The organism is Secundilactobacillus sp. MJ173 (assembly GCF_059704265.1).
Window position 1 is genome coordinate 1 of the sequence record NZ_BAAKGN010000070.1, and the last position, 19,383, is coordinate 19,383.

General features: G+C 43.0%; 15 protein-coding genes and 1 other annotated feature. Of the genes, 10 read left to right on the top strand and 5 right to left on the bottom strand.

Annotated elements, in window-relative coordinates:
• Positions 1-4: 4 nt before the first annotated feature.
• Positions 5-1,363 carry an amino acid permease gene (locus tag AC6H04_RS11100; RefSeq protein WP_497571733.1) on the bottom strand — a complete coding sequence of 453 codons (1,359 nt, stop codon included), beginning with the start codon at positions 1,361-1,363 and terminating at the stop codon, positions 5-7.
• A 322-nt stretch (positions 1,364-1,685) separates the two neighbouring features.
• Here AC6H04_RS11100 and AC6H04_RS11105 point away from each other — a divergent pair, with 322 nt between their 5' ends.
• Both AC6H04_RS11105 and AC6H04_RS11110 read left to right on the top strand, forming a co-directional pair.
• Positions 1,686-2,630, top strand: coding sequence for a magnesium transporter CorA family protein (locus AC6H04_RS11105; protein ID WP_497571734.1), 945 nt, complete (start codon positions 1,686-1,688; stop codon positions 2,628-2,630).
• Between the two features lie 370 nt (positions 2,631-3,000).
• Positions 3,001-4,008, top strand: coding sequence for a ketopantoate reductase family protein (locus tag AC6H04_RS11110; RefSeq protein WP_497571735.1), 1,008 nt, complete (start codon positions 3,001-3,003; stop codon positions 4,006-4,008).
• On the opposite strand, the gene AC6H04_RS11115 is transcribed toward AC6H04_RS11110, so the two are convergent.
• Positions 3,996-4,838, bottom strand: a complete 843-nt coding sequence (locus AC6H04_RS11115; protein ID WP_497571736.1) for a prephenate dehydratase — start codon at positions 4,836-4,838, stop codon at positions 3,996-3,998. The genes AC6H04_RS11110 and AC6H04_RS11115 overlap by 13 nt on opposite strands.
• A gap of 136 nt (positions 4,839-4,974) precedes the next feature.
• Between AC6H04_RS11115 and AC6H04_RS11120 the strand changes: the two genes are divergently transcribed.
• On the top strand, positions 4,975-5,343 hold the full coding sequence (locus AC6H04_RS11120) for an iron-sulfur cluster biosynthesis family protein (protein ID WP_497571737.1): 369 nt from the start codon (positions 4,975-4,977) through the stop codon (positions 5,341-5,343).
• Positions 5,344-5,529: 186 nt separating this feature from the next.
• Here AC6H04_RS11120 and AC6H04_RS11125 read toward each other — a convergent pair whose 3' ends face one another.
• Positions 5,530-6,273 carry an amino acid ABC transporter ATP-binding protein gene (locus tag AC6H04_RS11125; RefSeq protein ID WP_497571738.1) on the bottom strand — a complete coding sequence of 248 codons (744 nt, stop codon included), beginning with the start codon at positions 6,271-6,273 and terminating at the stop codon, positions 5,530-5,532.
• Complete coding sequence (locus AC6H04_RS11130; RefSeq protein WP_497571739.1) at positions 6,270-7,709, bottom strand: amino acid ABC transporter substrate-binding protein/permease; 1,440 nt, start codon at positions 7,707-7,709, stop codon at positions 6,270-6,272. The genes AC6H04_RS11125 and AC6H04_RS11130 overlap by 4 nt, the downstream gene beginning before the upstream one ends.
• A 539-nt stretch (positions 7,710-8,248) precedes the next feature.
• On the opposite strand from AC6H04_RS11130, the gene AC6H04_RS11135 reads away from it, so the two are divergent.
• Positions 8,249-9,418: a pyridoxal phosphate-dependent aminotransferase gene (locus AC6H04_RS11135; RefSeq protein ID WP_497571740.1), complete on the top strand. Its 1,170-nt coding sequence runs from the start codon at positions 8,249-8,251 to the stop codon at positions 9,416-9,418.
• A gap of 226 nt (positions 9,419-9,644) precedes the next feature.
• On the opposite strand, the gene AC6H04_RS11140 is transcribed toward AC6H04_RS11135, so the two are convergent.
• The gene (locus AC6H04_RS11140; RefSeq protein WP_497571741.1) at positions 9,645-10,460 is read right to left on the bottom strand and encodes a 2-keto-4-pentenoate hydratase; all 816 of its coding nucleotides are present in this window, start codon (positions 10,458-10,460) and stop codon (positions 9,645-9,647) included.
• Positions 10,461-10,814: 354 nt separating this feature from the next.
• Positions 10,815-11,061 (bottom strand) — a binding site (T-box leader).
• Between the two features lie 244 nt (positions 11,062-11,305).
• Between AC6H04_RS11140 and AC6H04_RS11145 the strand changes: the two genes are divergently transcribed.
• The 6 genes from AC6H04_RS11145 to AC6H04_RS11170 all read left to right on the top strand — a co-directional run bounded on the left by AC6H04_RS11145 (position 11,306) and on the right by AC6H04_RS11170 (position 19,323).
• A complete protein-coding gene (locus tag AC6H04_RS11145) occupies positions 11,306-12,814 on the top strand; it encodes a C39 family peptidase (RefSeq protein WP_497571742.1) in 1,509 nt (502 codons plus the stop codon).
• Positions 12,807-13,769: an N-acetylmuramoyl-L-alanine amidase gene (locus AC6H04_RS11150; RefSeq protein WP_497571743.1), complete on the top strand. Its 963-nt coding sequence runs from the start codon at positions 12,807-12,809 to the stop codon at positions 13,767-13,769. The genes AC6H04_RS11145 and AC6H04_RS11150 overlap by 8 nt, the downstream gene beginning before the upstream one ends.
• A 453-nt stretch (positions 13,770-14,222) precedes the next feature.
• Positions 14,223-15,161: a proline iminopeptidase-family hydrolase gene (locus tag AC6H04_RS11155; protein ID WP_497571744.1), complete on the top strand. Its 939-nt coding sequence runs from the start codon at positions 14,223-14,225 to the stop codon at positions 15,159-15,161.
• Positions 15,148-16,794, top strand: a complete 1,647-nt coding sequence (locus tag AC6H04_RS11160; RefSeq protein WP_497571745.1) for a peptide ABC transporter substrate-binding protein — start codon at positions 15,148-15,150, stop codon at positions 16,792-16,794. The genes AC6H04_RS11155 and AC6H04_RS11160 overlap by 14 nt, the downstream gene beginning before the upstream one ends.
• 480 nt (positions 16,795-17,274) lie before the next feature.
• A complete protein-coding gene (gene arcD, locus AC6H04_RS11165) occupies positions 17,275-18,693 on the top strand; it encodes an arginine-ornithine antiporter (RefSeq protein WP_497571746.1) in 1,419 nt (472 codons plus the stop codon).
• A 168-nt stretch (positions 18,694-18,861) separates the two neighbouring features.
• Positions 18,862-19,323: a universal stress protein gene (locus AC6H04_RS11170; RefSeq protein WP_497571747.1), complete on the top strand. Its 462-nt coding sequence runs from the start codon at positions 18,862-18,864 to the stop codon at positions 19,321-19,323.
• The last annotated feature ends 60 nt before the right edge of the window (positions 19,324-19,383 follow it).

The window sequence follows — 19,383 nt, forward strand, 5'->3', positions numbered from 1 at the left end:
TTATTTAAATGTTTTTGACTTTCCCATGAAATTTAACGAAGTACAAGAGCGTCATGATTGCTAGGAAGATAACACCCACGATGATAGATACACGTGTTTCTGGGTTAAAGAACATGAAGACCAATGTCACGAATAAGAATGCCAGTGTAATGTAATTTGACCATGGTGAAAGCGGCATTTTGAACGGATGTTTAGTCATCGCATCCTGGTGCTGTTTTCTAAATTCAAGTTGGCTGATCAAGATAACAATCCAAGGAATCATCCCTGGCAGGACACTGGAACTGTATACCATAACGAAAATATTGTCAGCATCTTTAAAGAAGTATGGTGCCACAAAGTCAAGCACGACCCCTAAGAAGATTCCTAATGAAATAGCGATAACGGAGTAGAACGGTACGCCATGACGGTTTAACTTTAAGAAGCGCTTAGGTAGCTGACCGTTATTAGCCAAGGTGAACGACATCCGACTGGCACTGTAAATACCTGAGTTAGAACCAGATAAGGCCGCGGTGATCACAACGAAGTTAATAATAGAAGCAGCCGAGGTAATCCCGATTTTAGCGAAGGTCTCAACGAATGGTGAGCCAACGTTATTTAACTGATTCCATGGGTAAATGCTCAAGATAACAAAAATAGCACCAATATAGAAGATCAAAATTCTAAAGACGGTTGAACGAATCGCCTTAACCAACGTTTGCTGAGGGTTTTCAGCTTCACCAGCAGTGACCCCAATCAATTCGATACCTTGATAAGAAGCAAGCACGATTGATAGAGCGAAGATGAAGCCTTTGAAACCACCAGTGAAGAAGCCGTGAGTCCACATATTGGTGATACCAATTGGGTGGAAGTGGTTACCAATCCCAAAGACGATTAAGCCAAGGCCAATAACAATCATTAAGATAATGGTAACAACCTTGATCAAGGCAAACCAAAATTCAAGTTCACCAAACATCTTAACTGAAATCAAGTTGGCTAGACACAGGAAGGTAATGGCAACGATGCCGGGTATCCAAGCCGGTAGTCCGGGCCACCAGAACTTAAAGTAGCCACCAATCGCAATCATTTCACTCATACCAACGATCACAAATTGGAAAATATTACTCCAAGCCGTTAAGTAACCAGCCAGTGGACTGATGTATTCAGTGGCAAACTTTGAAAATGATCCGGTATCTGGATCAACGTAAAGCATTTCCCCTAACGCCCGCATAATGAGATATAGGAAAATCCCAGCGATGGCATAGGCAATCAATACAGATGGGCCGGTCCACTTAATGGTTGATGTGGAACCCATGAAGAGTCCAACACCAATCGTTCCGCCCAGCGCAATCATCTGCATCTGACGTGCACTTAATTTTCGTTTCATGATTTCTAATCCCTTTCACATAAAAATGAGGTTCCCCTTGAAATTAAAACTAATCGTCAACTTTATAGGTAGCGTCTGTATTCGACGTTACAATGTCATGGAAGATATTAGCTCTACCCCATTAATTATTATTAGTTTTGTATGAGAATAATGTTACACGAAGTTAGGAGTAAGTGCAAATTAAATCCTGATGATGAATATAATTGCGCAAAATTGACTTAAAGTGATGGTATTCCTATCTCATTAATAATATATATTCAGCATCACTCGAAAGAGACCGAAAAGTTGTAGAATAGGAAGAAACGACGGATGAAGGTGCAATATGATTGAACAACATCAACTATGGCAGGATCTAAACTGGGTTTCAGTGGATGAGCCCGATACGCATGATTTTAATCAGTTGAGAGACGCCTACCAAATTAAGAAAAAGTACATTGGGTACATGCGAGATATCCGTGAACGGGCACGATTCGATTACGATCCGGAAACGGGGTGCAGTCTGCTGATTTTTCGGTCGGTCAACCAAGGTGAGAAAGGTTCGGATGGCGGCGAATTTTTGGAAACCGTTCCTTTTTGTATCATTATTAAGGACCAAAATTTGATCACGGTCACTCATCCCAGAAATACTTACGTCACGGATTCGCTAAAAGAAGTCATTGATGATATCAGGAGTGAGGAACAAAAGCCGGTCGATAGTCTGATGACCATTGCCTTTAAACTCATTTTTAAACTGAACGAAGATTACTTAGACCGTATTGATGATATGAATAAAGCCCGTGAATCTTTAGAAACTTTTCAAAGACGGCCAAGCAATAAGCAGATTACCCAGTTATCCAACTTGGATAAACGGCTTGTATACTTAAAAACTGCCGCGAATAATAACTTGATTGCGATTCGTCAGGTTCAAGTGATGTCGGATGCAGATGATGATCCCTTGAGTCTATCGAAATCAGAACTGCAACACCTAAAAGATCTGCGAGTTGAAGTTGAACAGAGTCGTGAAATGGCGAATATTGCGGCGGAAATTGCTGAACAGGTCGTTAGCAGTTACAGCAATATCTTGGATAATAGTATTAATAACACGATGCGACTATTAACGGTTTGGTCGCTAGCGTTAGCAATTCCCCCCATTGTCTCGGGCTTTTGGGGACAGAACATGCCGTTACCTTTGGCCAAGGAACCTTGGAGCTGGTTGCTTTCGGTGACTATTTCGATTGTCCCGATTGGGTTATTACTCTGGTATTTAAAGAAAAACCACGATATTTAATTTGATTTTCCCTTGACGGATGAGAAAACAGGGTATATATTAAAAACACGTTAACAAATGATGAGAAAAAGCAAATGCGATGATAAGGAGAGTAGTTATTGGTAAAGACCAAGTGAACCCCGTAAAGTGCGAAGGGGTGTCCAAGCCAGTAATGAAAGTAGCCTTTGAGCAATGGATGCGAAATTATGAGTGTTCATGGTGTATCCGCCTTACTGGATCAGCGTATCGTCCCGGGACCGTACGTGAGAGGTGTCTATCTGTAAAGATGGCATAAATTAAGGTGGTACAGCGCACAAGCGCCCTTGATCAAGTGATGAACTTGATCAAGGGCGCTTTTTCTTGTTAAATAAAAAATTGGAGTGTGATTTTAATGAAATTCGCAATGATCGGTGCAGGTGCAATGGGTTTACGTTATGGGATTTTATTACAAGAGGCTGGTAACGATGTTACATTTATTGATACTTGGCAGCCAAATATTGATAAGATCCGCGAACAGGGTGGTGCATACGTTTCTCGTGACCATAAAGATCGCCATCTGGTTCCTATTAAATTGGAAACGCCCGAAAGCTATCACGGTGATCCCGACATGCTGATTTTCTTCACGAAGCAGATGCAACTTGCAGATTTTCTGAAACGTTGCGAACACTTCTTTAACGATCGCCAATATGCCTTTACCTGCATGAACGGGATGGGTCATATTGAAAAACTTCAGCAGTACTTCGCGGATGATAAGATCATCGCTGGTACCGCACTGATTGCCACTGTTCTTAATGGCCCTGGCGACGTTGACTTCATGGGTAAGCGTGGTGCCGGTAAGATGAACATGGCAAACTTAACTGAAAAACCTGATGAGATGACCCACCGGCTCTTTGATGAACTCGAAAAAGCGCAGATGCACCCAACGTTGACCACCAACTTCAAGGGTACCTTGATGACAAAAGTTATTTTCAACTCAGTTATCAACACACTGTGCACCATGTTTGAAATTCCAATGGGTGAACTTGGTAACTTTGAAAAGGCTTATGACCTTGGCCGTCAGCTGATTGATGAAGCTTATGATATTTGTGAACGTGATGGCATCACACTGGTTTCAAGCCGTGAAGAAGAAATGCATGCGTTGGACATTAACACCCGGATCGACATGCCATTGCATTACCCATCCATGTATCAAGATATGATTCATGATCGGCCAACTGAAGTTGATTATATCAATGGCTATATTGCCAAACTGGGTCGTGAACATAACTACGAAGCTAAAACCCATATCTTCTTAACGAACTTGGTTCACTTGGCCGAATATCACCGGGCAAATGAGAAGAAAGCGCGCGATGCTGCTAAAGCAGAAGCAATGAAAACTAAAACAACTCAGAGTGCATAAATTCCAAGCGGATGAATCGTATAAACGTCAGCCATCCGCTGAAGCGTTTCAAACAAGGTCTGTTTTTGCTTGAGCGTGCCGGAGATTTCGATGTAAAAAGAGTAGATACCAATCTTTTGTCGGGTTGGCATGGACATGATAGTGACCAGGTTTAGATGAGTTTTCGCAAAATAAGATAAAATCTGGTAGAGCACCCCAACTTCTTCAGTTGGCGGTGTAATAAAAAGTGCAGATTTGAATGAGGCAGTTTCATCTTCAGCCGGTTGTGTTGGGAATTCCAGCATAGCCGGCTGTTTTTTGAAGATAATGAAACGGGTGTTGTTATCCGATTGGTCGGCAACGTTTGCTAGCTTAAACGGATAGTCAGCTTCTTCAAGCTGAGACTGTGGCATGATAGCAGCGTCACCTTGTTGACCATCCCGCAATTTTTCAACGGAGATCATGTTGCTGGAAGTGGTGATGATCTGCGCATTTGGTAATTGAGTCAGTAGTTTTTGACACTGACCTTCAGTTTTGAATTGAACGTAAATTCGTTTAATTTCGCTTAAACTGTTCACTTTACCTGCTAAGCCAAAGTTAACTGGTACGGTCACTTCACCTATTTCGGTAATGTCAGCGACTTGCAAGCGTTGCAACGTTGCTAGCACGAAGCCATCCAGTTGGTTTTCTAATGGTAACAAGCCCAAGCCATCTGGGGTAACGGCTTGGTAAACCTGATCAAAGGTATCGTGATAGTCAAGTTCAATATTATCGATGGGGTGTAAGCTGAGGTACTTTTGGGCAGCTGCATCAGTGAAGGTGCCAGCTGGACCCAGGACAGAAAATTTCATTTTGGGGCCTCCGGAGTCTTTTCTTTTGATTATAGCTTAAAGTGGCGGTAAATCGAATAAAGATTGTGTGCAACTTAATTGTAGTTTAGTCTCAGTTGTGAGAAGATGGACGCATAGTAAAAGGGGGAATTGAGATATGACGACGCTTAAAATGAGTCAAGCTGTTCAGGAGCGACTTCGGAAACATATGACTGATAGCGACCAGTTGATTTTAGATTTTGATGACGGTGTTGGTGCTTATTCTAAGGTGGGCGTTTGCTCGCTAGATGTTAGTTTTCGTTTTTTAGTGGTCAACCCACAAAACGTTGACGTTATTTACGATAAGTCGATCACTAGTCCTTTGGGTCCAGTATTGATTAAAGGATACGCAGATAACTACCTGAATGAAGCACCAGAACTTAATATGAATAAGTTTGGCCTCATCACCCTTAAGACGGCGGCTGGTATTATTGATACTAACGTTGAAATTTTAGATCATCCAGAGATGGTTGCAACAGCTAAATAAACAGTGTTTAAGTAAAAACAAGGTTACCAGTTGAATGGCTGGCAGCCTTGTTTTTGTACCTGTTATAAACGTGTTCAAACAAGCAAAGAGTTGCATATAAGGGCTCGAAACAAAAATCCCCCAAAACCGTGGGAATTTCCGTTTCGAGCCCTTATACTCCACTCTTTAAACGCTTGTTTTCACACTCTAAACATTTAACACCTTATCCAAGAAGCTTTGCAGCCGCGGATCCTTTGGATGATTGAAGATTTCATCAGGGGTTCCTTGTTCTTGAATATTACCATCATCGACGAAAACAACGCGGTCGGCCACTTCTTTGGCGAAGCCCATCTCATGAGTGACGACAATCATGGTCATACCTTGAGTAGCAAGTTGTTTCATAACCCCCAAAACATCACCGACCATTTCAGGGTCGAGAGCGGATGTTGGTTCGTCAAACAACATGACGTTTGGATTCATCGCTAAGGCACGGGCAATGGCAACACGTTGCTGCTGCCCACCTGAAAGCGATTGAACGGTGGCATCGTATTTAGATTCCAAACCAACTCTGGCCAATAGTTCCTTAGCTTGTTTGGCAGCTTCTTCCTTAGTTGCTTTTCCTAGTTCCACGGGTGCTAACATGATGTTTTCGCTAACGGATAAGTTGCTGAATAAGTTGAAGTGTTGGAACACCATCCCGATATTTTCACGGACCTTGTTAATGTCGGTTTTCGGATCCGCGATATCTGTATCATCGATGACGATGGAACCACTAGTTGGCGCTTCTAATCGGTTCAAGTTTCTTAAGAAGGTACTTTTCCCAGAACCAGAAGGGCCGATGACCACAACCACTTCGTTATCGTGCACTTCCAGATTAATGCCTTTTAACACTTGGTTATCACCGAAATTTTTAGTTAAATTGGTTACTTTTACTTTGATTTTTTCGTTCATAGCCGCACTCTCCTTTGTACCCAGTTAGATAGCCATGTTAATAGGGTAATGACGATGAGGTAAATAATGGCGACAATCGTCCATACTTTGAACCCTTCTAGGTTACGGGCAATGATAATTTTCCCGGTTTGAGTTAATTCAATGATACCAATGATCGATAGGATAGAAGTATCCTTCAACGTGATAATAAATTGGTTAATAAATGAAGGAATCATGATCCGGATGCCTTGAGGAAGGATGACCCGTCGCATGGCTTTACCAAACGGCAAGCCTAAGCTTCGTGCCGCTTCCATCTGACCATCATCAACCGCATTGATACCCCCTTTAACAAAGGCGGCAATGTAGGCGCCTTCGTTAAACATTAGGGTGACGATACCGGCTATAAAGGCGGGAATCTTTTGACCGGTTAAACTTGGAATCCCAGTGTAAATGAAGAGGGCTAAAACTAGTAGTGGTAAGCCACGGAAAATATAAATCAAAGTAGTGGAGATACCGTTGCAGAACTTACTTGGAACGACACCCAGCAACCCAACGATGACACCAAACAACGTTGCGAAGAAGATGGCCACGATGGTTAACCAAACGGTTTGTTCAAACCCGCCTAACAGTGCGCCTTTATTTTGTTTGATTAAACCAAGAAAGGTTCGGTCAGAAGTTGTGTCGGAACTGCCCCTAGCACCTAGGTAATGTCTGGTGATGCGAGCGTATTCGCCGTTAGCCTTTAGATCAGCTAGGCCGTTGTTAAACATGCGTAGGAGCTTTTTGTTGTGTCCCTTCTTAACAGCAAAACCATAAGGGCCACTGAGTGCTGGCTTGGTATAGATCTTCAGCTTAGTTCCTTGTCGAATAGCGTATTTCATAACCGGCGAATCTTCGAAGGTGGCCGCTGAATTTCCAGTTAAAACATCCTGATACATATCGTTGGATTCATCAAAGGTCACGATTTTGAAGCCGTACTTCTTATGAATGGCTTGTGCGTATTGCGCACCAGAAGTCCCCGTTTTAACGGCGACTCGTTTGCCGCGTAATTGCTTTAAGCTGGTAATCTTACCGTTTGGCTTGGCTGCCATTACAACACCAGACATGAAGTAAGCCTTTGAAAAGTCGAAGGTTGCTTCACGTTCTTTGGTAATTGACATACCCGCAATAACACCATCCATCTGACCTGATTGAACACTTTGCACGGCGGCGTTAAAGCTAGTTGGCTTGATGTTGACTTTAAAGCCTTGATCCTTAGCAATGGCGTGCAGCAAGTCAATATCAATACCAACGTATTTGTTATGACTGTTGGCAAATTCAAATGGTGGAAAAGTGGAATCAGTTGCAATCTGATAGGTGGTTTCAGCATTTGCAGGAGCGGGACTAAAGTTTAGCGCCGCAAACAGCGAGAGTAAGGCGATTAAACCACCAACGATTTTTATAAAGCTACGTTTCATATTCTTCCTCCTCAATTTATGTAATAAAAGCTAACATCTAATTATGAGAATATCATAGCTCTAAAATAATCAAATGTTAATAGTTTTTCTGAAAATAAATTGAATATTTTGTAAAATAATTCATTTTTAGTCTTGCTTAGCGAAAGAATAGTTTAGTTGTAAACGTTGATATATCGGGAATTGTTTACTGAGCAACGTTTTATTGTCCATTTTAAATATCTATAATTATTCTTCTTTGCACATTTATTCACGTAATGGTTTAAGATGGTGATGAAACAATTTTCTTATTTTCATTTTGATTATCTAATCATTGTCTAATGTTTCTTCCATATATATCGTTATTTAAGTGATTATTCCTAACATAGAAAGAACGATAACTGCTTTTTTATCTCCGCTGTCAGTGCTCACTAAAGCACTAATTCACCTGGGTTTGCAACCGTATCCTAATTGTGTTTTAATTGAATTTTAACAGGACTTTTATTCAGTCCGAAAGATTTAAAATACAACACTACATATGAGTTGATGAGGAGGAATTTGGTTTGAAGTTTGAAGAATCCAAAGTATTGCAACACTTACCTAAGCAGTTTTTTGCGAATTTAGTCGCTAAGGTTAACGCTAAAGCAGCGTCTGGTGCTGACGTGATTAATCTGGGGCAAGGTAACCCGGATCAGCCCACACCAGATTTTATTGTGAAGGCGATGCAGGAAGCGACGGCTAAGCCAGCTGACCATAAGTATTCGTTATTTCGTGGAATGCCTCGGTTAAAGCAAGCTGCTGCTGATTTTTATAAGCGTGAATACGGCGTTGATCTTGATCCTGAAAAAGAAGTTGCGATTCTTGGTGGTTCTAAAATTGGGTTGGTTGAATTACCTTTTGCGTTATTAAACCCCGGTGATACCATGCTGTTGCCGGATCCAGGTTATCCGGACTATCTTTCAGGGATCGCTTTGGCACAAGTTAATCTCGAGTTAATGTCGTTATCACCTGACAAACAGTATCTGCCAGATTATGAGCAGTTAGACCCTAAAGTGGTTGAGCAGGCTAAATTAATGTATCTCAACTATCCAAACAATCCAACTGGAGCTGTAGCCACGCCAGAGTTTTACGAGGATACTGTGAAGTTTGCTGAAGCACATCACATTGGTGTGGTTCAAGACTTTGCTTACGGTGCGATTGGCTTTGATGGCAAACGGCCAGTTAGTTTTTTGCAGACGCCAGGTGCCAAAGAAGTTGGTATTGAAACTTATACGTTATCTAAGTCATATAACATGGCGGGTTGGCGTGTTGGTTTTGCGGTAGGAAACGCGGACATGATCGAAGCCATCAACTTGATTCAAGATCATCTCTTTGTTTCACTTTTCCCAGCAATTCAAGACGCTGCGGTTGCGGCATTGGATAGTGATCAGTCATCAGTGAAATCACTGGTTGCGCTGTATCAAAAACGGCGGGATGACTTTTACGCTGCTGCCCGCAAAATTGGCTGGGAACCGTACCCATCAGGTGGTGCCTTTTATGCCTGGATGCCCGTACCAAAAGGCTATACCAGTGAAGAATTTGCTGATCTGTTGCTGGACAAAGCAGCGGTGGCAGTGGCACCAGGTACCGGCTTTGGTAAGAGCGGTGAAGGGTTTGTTCGTGTGGGCTTACTGATCGACGAACCGAAGTTTACTGAAGCTTGTGAACGGATTGGAAAGTTAAATCTATTTTAATGAGTAGTAACTGAATTTTTCGTTCCAGCATGCAAATAAGCGCCATCCCGATAATTGTCAGGGTGGCGCTTATTTGCATATTAAATGGTGGGGATATTTTGAACTACAAAAAAGGCGATGTTTCTGGCCATCATTGCCAGCAAAGCATCGTCTTTTAATCCCCAAGATTAGTGATGATAAACTTATTCTATAATACTCCCCTATAATAGAAGCTTTTTTCAATTAATTACCGGTCAACATGTAGTAGAACAGCGCCCATACCCTTATCAAAGGTAGCTTTCCAGTCACCCTTAGTGAGTGATTCTGGTAGTAGGAAGGTACCGCTTGAAACCCGTTGGCCAGCCTTCATTGGCATGCCTTGTTCGTCTAGCTTCTTGACTAGCCATTGTAGAGAATTCAGTGGGTTGCCTAGAACTTCTGAAGCTTGACCATCTTTAAGCTTCTTGCCATCGTGGAAAAGTTCGCAGGTAACGTTAGCGAGGTCATCGGGGTTGTCAAAGAGTTTGTCCGTATCGTTTTCTTCGCCGAATACTACGTAGCCGCCAACAGCTGCATCAGCCATAACCATGTACTTAGATAGGCTTGGGAACCAGTCGCTGAACCGTGAATCTGGGACTTCTACAGCTGGCGCTACAGTTGTTTTATAGAAGAGATCTTCTAGTGAATCGTTAGCAGAAAGGTCTTCTTTAGCGGTAAACATCATTTCAACTTCGGCTAATGGGTCCATGACTTCATCGGCTTTAACGTTGTGAGGTGACTTTACAAAGTGACTCTTAACCTGAGCACCGTATAGTGGGCTGTCTGAATCGAACATGTCCTGGGTTTGCTTGCTGGTAAGGGAAACTTTATAACCGCCAACTTCTTCTTTTTTGTCTTCAGTCAACCGACGTTGTACACGATAGGCAGCATCTTCGCTGTCAGCGTAGCCGGTGTAATCAGCTTCTGTTAGTGGCTTATGGCTGGTGTAGGCATCAAATAAATCCTGTGCTAATTTAGCTTCTTTTTCTGATAATGATTGTTTGCTTAATACTTGTTCACTCATGGGCGAGACCTCCAAAATTTATGTTTAAGATATGTGATAGATAAAAACTATGTGCTGATACAATATGTGATGGTGCTATATGCTGACACGATATGTTGTGAAACTATGTGTAACCTGGTGTTTCAATATGTGTGTGAGAAATCTAATAAAGCTTATGTGTGACCCGCCCGAAATAGGTGGGTTCAATGAGAAATTGCACTTCATTCGCGCTTGAACAACGGTTAATATGTGTAATCTGAATATCGCTATCATCTGAGCTCTTAATGCCAACTTCCAATTGTCCTCACCACCTTTAATGTTTGTTTGCTTAAATTTAGAAAACGAAAAAGCGTCCTCGATCGCAATCTGGTTGCGATTAAGGACGCTTTCACGTGGTACCACCTTAGTTTATAACTTCATTACTGAAATTACCTCTCACGTACAGCATTAACTGCGATACGCTTGGCACGATAATGGGTGCACCCAATGTGTTCTACTACGACCTAAGCCGGTTCGGCACACAGCTCGGAGATGATCATCGCGTCCATTCGTCATTGCCTTTCACCAACCGGCAACTCTCTATATCCGAAATGGAGTTGATGTTTCTCGTCAACGCCTTTCATCTAAATTTAATGATTGGTATCAATTTACACCCAGTATTGAACCATGTCAACACTAAAATGTGAAAAAGATGAGAGATGAACATGAAAGCCCATGAGTCTCTAATGATTGAGACGACAAGAAAAATTTAAAAAAATCTAGATAAGCGTTTGATAAACACCTACTGGACAGTATGGTATACTTTGTACACATTCAGAATAACTACTGTCAATAAACTAACTAACCATAGAAGCGGGGATAAAACTGTGAAACTATCAAAATTTCTTTTTGGGACAACGATTGGGTTAGCAGCAGGTTTACTAGCCCTTTACTATAGACGAGATAAAACGGTTCAGGCACCGGCTAAAAAACCGAATACTAAGGTATTTGACGATTTTTCTGCCATTGATTTAGGCGAATTTACTGATCACTTAACGCTGGCTGCGGCTGACCAGACTGCTTTGGTGCTTGAACAAAGTGAGAACGAATACGTTAATGAGGGAAGTTTAACAACGCCGGTTTTTGAATTACCGCAATTTAAAAACTTGGTTGCCTCTTGGAACGCTTTAACGCCGGAGGGAACTTCGGTTCAAGTCGAAGCTCGGATTAATCAGGGTGAGCGCTGGTCGGCTTGGCACAGCTGGGGTCGCTGGTCGACCAAGGCGTTAAGCGCCAGTGTCAAACAGGATAGGGAAGATTCACTAGCTGGTATCGATACGGATACATTGACGGTTAAGGCTGGTGTGGGAACTAAAGCACAGCTACGAGTTCATTTATACTCTGAAAACCCGCAGCAGACACCAGTTCTTAAATTAGTGGCGGCCAGCGTGCGACCAGTTCAGCATGACCTCATGGTTGATGAACATACAGTCTCAGTTGATAAGGTCATTGCGACACCAGCGTATTCCCAAGAAATTCGGGATCCCAAACTGGCGCCGGGAATTTGCAGTCCGACCACCATTTCTATGGCGCTTAATCGGCAGAACGCTGATATTTTACCTGAAGAGCTTGCACTGCATAATTTAGATGTCACATATGATGGCTTTGGCAACTGGTCGTTCAGTACCGCTGCAGCGGGCAGCATGGGTTACCGTGCTTACACCGCCTACACTGATCTTGACGGACTTCGCCAGCAAATTTTAGCCGGCTATCCGGTGGGCGTCAGTGTGCAATATACCAATGATCCGGATAATGGTGAGTTACCTTACGTTGAGAACGCTATTGGAAGCACCTACGGACATTTGTTACTGGTAACGGGCTTTACACAGTTGAACGGTGTGGACTACGTTGCCGTTAATGATTCTTTTGCGGACAGTAATGAAGATGCCAAACGTCTTTACCGACTTGAACAGTTTAGTGAAGCATGGCATTCACGGCTTGCTTACATCATTGGTGGCAACTATCGTGGCTATGAACGTCTCATGCAGCCTAACCGGGAATCAGTTGACCTAATTGCCAACGATGATCGGACTGCCTTTTCAGTACGAAAGGCGGATGAAACGGTCTCTATTACACCAGAAATGGTGACGCAAAAGGATCCGTTTGATCAACGAACCGTGACACTTGCGTATACTATTGATGACGGCGGACAGTTTGATACCACTGCTCAGCAGCATTTTGACTATGCTGATGTGGATGAAGAAGGTCGAATCCAGTTGGATTTAGCCACGATTAAGCAGGCACACCCTAGTGCAACCACCATCACTGTCTATATCATCAGAATGGTAGCACCAACGTTAGTAGGAACCATTTCGTTGGCAGATTCAAATGACTGAGTTTGAGCCTGCGCTAGCCAGCAACTATACGCGTGCTGAGCGACCAACGGATGTTAGGATACGTTACATCTTGATTCACGCCACTGAGTTAAGTTATTCAGACACGATTGCCCGTTTTCAAAGCGCCAATCAGGTGAGTGCGCACGTTGTAATTCGCCAAGCGGACGGTCATCGCATTGAAATGGTGGCACCGGAAAACGTGGCTTGGCATGCGGGCAACTGGGATATGAATTGCCGGTCACTTGGGATCGAACAAGAAGCGTATATTGAGGATGCGGCGACGTACACTGAGCCGATGATGCGGGCATTAGCTGACCAGATTTTAGAGTGGTCGGCGCGCTACCACGTCCCGTTAGATCGTGCTCACCTGCTCGGACACGACAACGTTGCTGCGCCTACCCGTGAAAAAGCAGCTGGAATGCATCGTGATCCTGGTTGGTATTTTGATTGGGAAGACCTGTTTCGGCGACTTGGCATTAAGGCAGAAACTGTCCAGCTCGTAAAAGTTGGCCAAGGAGTCAGGATTACCAGTAACTATGTGGATTTATACCAGCAGCCCACGCTTGAAGACGACGTCATTGGCATCAAAACAGACCCTTCTTCATACCGAGCAAGTTATGGTGAAGAGTTTGTTTGTGTTGCTCAGCAAGGCGATTGGATTGCGATTAATTTTGACGGACAGCTGGCTTGGTTGAAACGATCTCAAGTTGTCGGAGTGCAGCGGGAAATTTTAAAAGTTGGCAATGAACCGTTAGCGCTATACGGCTCGACCCAGCCTGATGCACCGGCTATTGGTGAGCTATTACCCGGAGAACAATACGTCATTTCAGACCAATTAACTGGGGTGAAAACTGGCGATACCGTGGGGCGATTAATCACAGAAAACACCAACGATGTGTTCAAACAGATTTGGTATAACCATCGGATTGGCTATGTAAGCGCAACTGAAAAATAATTTTTTGATTTGTAATCCTTGTATTGGCGCGGTTCTGAGCAACTTTAAAGTAAGACAAAATGAAAAAATGATTTGACTTTTATAGCAAAGAGAAATAAATTGGAAATCGTTGAAAGCAGTTAACGCAAATTAAATAACAAACGTGATGACAAGAAACATCATAACTGTGATCAAACCAGAGAGTCTTCGGTAGGTGGAATGGAGACATGAGTGAGGCTATGACTATCATCTTCGAGCGGTCGGGGCCAAGTTAAAACTGAGTCTAGACTGGGAGGCGCCCATTAAAGCGCCGGTCTATCGCTATTAATATAGCCGTAGATTGAGAGACTCAGTGTGTGAATATTGAGTAATGATAGGTGGTACCGCGGAAACGCCCTATGGAGACTAGTTCTCTGTAGGGCGTTTTTGTTATTTAATCAGCCTTAACAAATAATAGTTATTGAGGTGATTTGGATGCAGCAAGGGAGTCGAATTGTAACGTTGGATAATGGGTTTCATTTGTTTACCCGTACAGTAGGTCAGGGGAATGTTAATCTGCTGTGTGTGCATGGTGGACCAGGTGGTACTCATGAGGAGTTTGAGGATTTCGCCGACCATCTTAAAGAGCACAATGTGAGGGTTTCTATGTATGATCAGCTGGGGTCGTTTTATTCAGACCAGCCGGATTATACGCAACCTGAGAATCGAAAATACCTGACGATTGATTATTATTTGTCAGAGTTAGAGGAGGTCAGAAAAAAGCTTGGTTTGGATCAATTTTACTTATTGGGTCATTCGTGGGGTGGCTTGTTAGCACAAGAGTACGCGCTGCATTATCCGGAACACTTAAAGGGTTTGGTCATCATGAGTATGATCGATAACCTAGATGAATACATAGTTAACGTGAATCGCGAGCGTGAAGAAACACTGACACCAAGGCAAGTCCGGTACATGAAGGAAGTTGAAACGGACAAGCGCTTTGATGATCCAAAGTACCGCGAATTAGTCGATGTTTTGAACCGGAATTTTGCCATGCGTCATCCTGAAAATGGTTTCCGGCACAACGTGGAGACCATGGCGACACCGGTTTACAACTATTTCCAAGGTGACAATGAATTTGTGATGGTTGGCAAGCTGACCGAGTGGGATCGCCGAGCAGATACACATAAGATTAAAACACCTACATTACTGACGTTTGGCGATCACGACACCATGCCGCTAGATGCAGCGGAACGGATGCACCGGGAAATGCAGAATTCACGGTTAGTTTACACACCGGATGCTGGGCATTGCCACAGTACCGATAATCCGAAAGCCTTCTTCCACACACTGGGAGAGTTTTTGGATGACGTAGAAACACATAGCTTTAAAGAAACACAGGAAGTAGGGGGACATACATATGCAGAAAAATAAAGTTTTATTAGGCGGTTTAGCGTTGGCGTTATCAGTGACTTTGGCAGCTTGCTCCAGCGCAGCCGGCAAGGCCGGAGATAGCAGTGCAAGTAGCAGTACCGACAAAATTTCATTGATGCAAAATACCGATTTAGTCTCATTGGATAATTCAAACTACGCTGACCTTGCCATGTGGAACGTTTTGGAAAATAGTTTTGAAGGTTTGTACCGTCAGGATAGCAACAATAAAGTGGCGCCTGGAATCGCGGAATCGGTGGTTAAACCAACGAATGACGGCAAAACTTACACTTTCCATCTGCGACCAAACGCCAAGTGGAGTAACGGTGACGATGTCACAGCCGAGGATTTCGTTAAGTCTTGGCAACGATCAGTCTCTGATAAGTCAAAGTCCGGCTACAACTACATCTTCTCTGGCATCCAGAATGCTGATCAAATCAGTAATGGCAAGATGTCGCCGACTAAGTTAGGTGCTAAAGCGGTGAATTCTCATACACTACAGGTAAACTTGGAACACCCAATGCCTTACTTCAGCAAGATGATGATTTTACCTGCCTTCTTCCCACAAGATTCAAAAGTCGTTCAGAAGTATGGCAGTAAGTACGGTACCAATTCTGACCGTGTAGTTTCCGATGGTCCCTTCAAGGTGACTGGTTGGACTGGGACCAACGATAACTGGAAGTTGTTACGCAACCCGAACTACTATGATCCAAAAGCAGTTCATCTAAAGGAAATCGACATGCAAGTGGTTAAGGATGCCAACACGGCCCACAACTTATTTGCTAAAGGGCAACTGGATGATGCCACAATCACTGGTGTTACTGCTCAAGGCATGCAAAAGGACAAGGACCTGCGACACGTTCAAAAAGCGGGTAACTATTATCTGCGGTTGAACAATCAGGCTGGCAAGCCGTTTAACAATCAGAAGCTCCGTCAGGCCGTTTATTTAGCTGTTGATCGGAACCATTTGACGAAGGATGTTTTAGCGGATGGCTCAAAGCCTGCTTATACTTACGTTGCAAGAGGTTTAGCGACTGATCCAACGACGGGTAAGGATTTTGCTACTGAGATGACACCGAAGGAAACGTATAACGTTGCTAAGGCTAAAGAACTTTGGAAGCAAGGTTTACAGGAAGCTCATTTAAAGGGCACGGTTAATTTGACCCTTGTTGGTCTTGACGATACTTCTGATAAGAACGTTGCTCAGTTTGTTCAGGGGACGTTGAAGCAAAACTTAGGCAACGTTAAAGTCAGCACCGAAAACTTACCTTCGAAAGCTGCTAATGGTAAGGAAACGTCTGGTTCATTCGATTTTGATCAAACGCTGTGGTTGGCTGATTTTGGGGATCCAGAAAACTTCTTCTCAATCTTGACGAAGAATAATCCGCAAAATTACGCGCACTATCAAGACCCGCAATTCAACGCTGCCATGAAGGACGCTACGACTGACAATGCTGCTAACGAAGGAGCTTACTGGAAGGATATGAGAACCGCCCAAAGTCGGTTGAACGAGAATATGCCAGTAGTACCTTTGTACTCAATGGTTGAAAGTCACTTGGTCAATCCTAAACTGAAGGGTATCGAATACCACCCAGTTGGTGAGAACGATTACACCAGAGCTTATTTGGAAAAATAGAATGATTAGAGTATGTGACACAAACAAAGCGTATTTCGGTGAACTAACTTTACCGGAATACGCTTTGTTTGTGTTAAATGGCTGAATCTGAGTTTTGTTATATTAACGAATCGAACTAAAGTTTAGTGATAACAAAATTTAACTGACAAAATGATTGAAACACTAACCAATATAGACTGATGTTACGGTTTCTTGATGTCATCAGTAACTTTATGCAGAAAACGAAACCTTTTATAAAAGTTTTGTAAGGGATTACATTCACGTTTTATACAATGCCATTCTGTATATATGCACTGGGGATGTTGAGAATTAAACAATTACACGAATTTTACAAGTTTTCATAATTATTAATTGATTAAGATTGAAAAAATTTCATATTTTCCCCATAATTTGTTAACCTTACTAGGTTAAACTAAAACTATACAAAAAAAGAGTGAATGTATATGGTATACATTTGCCCCAAGAAATGAGGGAAATCCTATGGCATCACAGGCTCACAAAATCAACGGTGTTTCACTTACTGCCTTAGTCGTAACGACAGCGATTGGCTCCGGTATTTTTGCGTTGAGCAGTGATCTGGCTGTTGCCGCATCACCAGGGGCAGCACTGATATCCTGGGCGATTGTTGGGTTCGGAATCTTAATGTTAGCGTCTTGTTTGAATAACTTATTGAATAAACGTTCTGACTTAGAAGGTATTTTTTCGTATGGTAAAGCGGGATTTGGCTCCTTTGTTGGGTTTATCAGCGGTTGGGGTTATTGGATGTCAGCTTGGTTAGGTAACGTGGCGTTTGCCACTGTGTTTATGAGTACGTTAGGGTACTTTTTCCCCGTCTTCCAGCGAGGTAACAGTCCCATATCAATCCTGGTAGCTAGTATACTCGCCTGGTCGCTGACGCTTTTAGTTAATCATGGGATTGAAAGCGCGGCTTTGATGAACACTATCATAACGGTCTGCAAATTAATTCCCATTTTAACGTTTATTATTGTAGCGATTATCCTATTTAACGGTCATATCTTTACCGCGCAGTTTTGGGGTAACTTCAGGGGTTCCCTAACGTTAGGTGCCATTGCGCCTCAAATTCGAAACAGCCTCATGATCATGATGTGGGTCTTTGTTGGGATTGAAGGCGCGACAGTGTTAGCTTCCCGAGCAAAAAGCCGTAGAATTGCCGGGCGGTCAACTTTAATTGGGGTGTCTTGCCTACTATTAATCTATGTTCTGGCCTCGATTTTGCCATATGGTTATCTTTCCCGTGCAGAGTTAGTTACCATGAAGCAGCCTGCCATGGTCTATATTTTTGAAGAAATGGTTGGCCAGTGGGGTGGTAGTTTTATTAGTATTGGTCTCTTGATTTCTATTCTAGGTGCCTGGCTGTCTTGGACTATGTTACCCGCTGAAACGCTCGGTATGATGGCGGAACAAGGATTATTACCAAAGCGATTTGCTAAAAAAAACAAACACGGTGTACCAACCCTAGCGTTAATGACCACCGCCTGCATGGTGCAAGGTTTCATGATCATCCTCATTTTTGCTGAGAAGGCTTATGAGTTTGCGTACAGTCTGTGTACTGCTTCAATCGTGGTGTGCTACATTATCGTGGCAGCGTATCAGATCAAATATTCTTGGCAGAATCGTAGTGTGAAAGGAAATAAGCTGCAAATACTGATTGGAATCGCAGCTTTAACGTTCCAACTGGTTGGCATCACATTAGCCGGCCTACAGTATTTGTTTATCTGCTTAGTAGTCTACGTGCCAGGAATAATTCTCTATGCCTTAACCCTGAAGACCAATACTGGTCGCTACTTGAACCGGCTGGAATGGTCAGCAACAATTCTGATTTTCAGTGGTGCGGTGATTACTGTTACCATGATGTTAATGGGTAGACTTTCGCTGTAAGGTGAAATGTCCAGCCACTATGTTAATTCCAATAGTCTTTAAATAAATGAAACAAAAATAAAATGTTTGGTTAACCTAAATAACGCTTGTTTTCTAGTCCATGAATGTTATAGTTATTCTAGAGAAACGGAATTACTCGTGGCAATAGACTAGGAGGGCATTGGCATTATGCTGACAGAAGACGATTTTGAAGCGGAAGAAATGAGTTATCAACGGCTGTTACTGGCTGTGGACGATGATGATGATGAGTCATCGCGTAAGGCGTTTAATTATGCCTGCACGTTGGCCCGGACGTTTGATATCACACTGGGGATTGTGTCGGTGATGGAGACTGGTGACATGAACATTTTTCAATCGCTGTCACCCGATATTATTAAGTCGCGCAGGGATGATATCTATCATGATTTAAACACGTACGTTGGTAAGGCAAGGGCCTTTGGCGTAAAGGAAGTTAAACCACTGATCGGCGAGGGAAAACCGGAGCGGGTCATTTTGGAGGAAATTATTCCGGATTTCAAGCCGGATTTGGTTCTCTTGGGGTCGCATAAAGTCCGGGGCCATTTAAGGATTGGCCATGTGGCGGGTGCGATTATGAGAGAAGCAGAGGTATCAACGATTATTGTAAAGTAGAGTGCGGAAGCAAGGCGTTTAGATAGCTGCATGTAAGGCCCCTTCCTCATAAACCCGTGG

Excerpts from the sequence above, each read along its gene's own strand:
- AC6H04_RS11105 (WP_497571734.1), top strand. The coding sequence starts at position 1,686 with ATGATTGAACAACATCAACTATGGCAGGATCTAAACTGGGTTTCAGTG.
- AC6H04_RS11130 (WP_497571739.1), bottom strand. The coding sequence starts at position 7,709 with ATGAAACGTAGCTTTATAAAAATCGTTGGTGGTTTAATCGCCTTACTC.
- AC6H04_RS11155 (WP_497571744.1), top strand. The coding sequence starts at position 14,223 with ATGCAGCAAGGGAGTCGAATTGTAACGTTGGATAATGGGTTTCATTTG.
- AC6H04_RS11160 (WP_497571745.1), top strand. The coding sequence starts at position 15,148 with ATGCAGAAAAATAAAGTTTTATTAGGCGGTTTAGCGTTGGCGTTATCA.
- AC6H04_RS11115 (WP_497571736.1), bottom strand. The coding sequence starts at position 4,838 with ATGAAATTTTCTGTCCTGGGTCCAGCTGGCACCTTCACTGATGCAGCT.
- AC6H04_RS11140 (WP_497571741.1), bottom strand. The coding sequence starts at position 10,460 with ATGAGTGAACAAGTATTAAGCAAACAATCATTATCAGAAAAAGAAGCT.
- AC6H04_RS11110 (WP_497571735.1), top strand. The coding sequence starts at position 3,001 with ATGAAATTCGCAATGATCGGTGCAGGTGCAATGGGTTTACGTTATGGG.
- AC6H04_RS11125 (WP_497571738.1), bottom strand. The coding sequence starts at position 6,273 with ATGAACGAAAAAATCAAAGTAAAAGTAACCAATTTAACTAAAAATTTC.
- AC6H04_RS11100 (WP_497571733.1), bottom strand. The coding sequence starts at position 1,363 with ATGAAACGAAAATTAAGTGCACGTCAGATGCAGATGATTGCGCTGGGC.
- arcD (WP_497571746.1), top strand. The coding sequence starts at position 17,275 with ATGGCATCACAGGCTCACAAAATCAACGGTGTTTCACTTACTGCCTTA.
- AC6H04_RS11150 (WP_497571743.1), top strand. The coding sequence starts at position 12,807 with ATGACTGAGTTTGAGCCTGCGCTAGCCAGCAACTATACGCGTGCTGAG.
- AC6H04_RS11120 (WP_497571737.1), top strand. The coding sequence starts at position 4,975 with ATGACGACGCTTAAAATGAGTCAAGCTGTTCAGGAGCGACTTCGGAAA.
- AC6H04_RS11170 (WP_497571747.1), top strand. The coding sequence starts at position 18,862 with ATGCTGACAGAAGACGATTTTGAAGCGGAAGAAATGAGTTATCAACGG.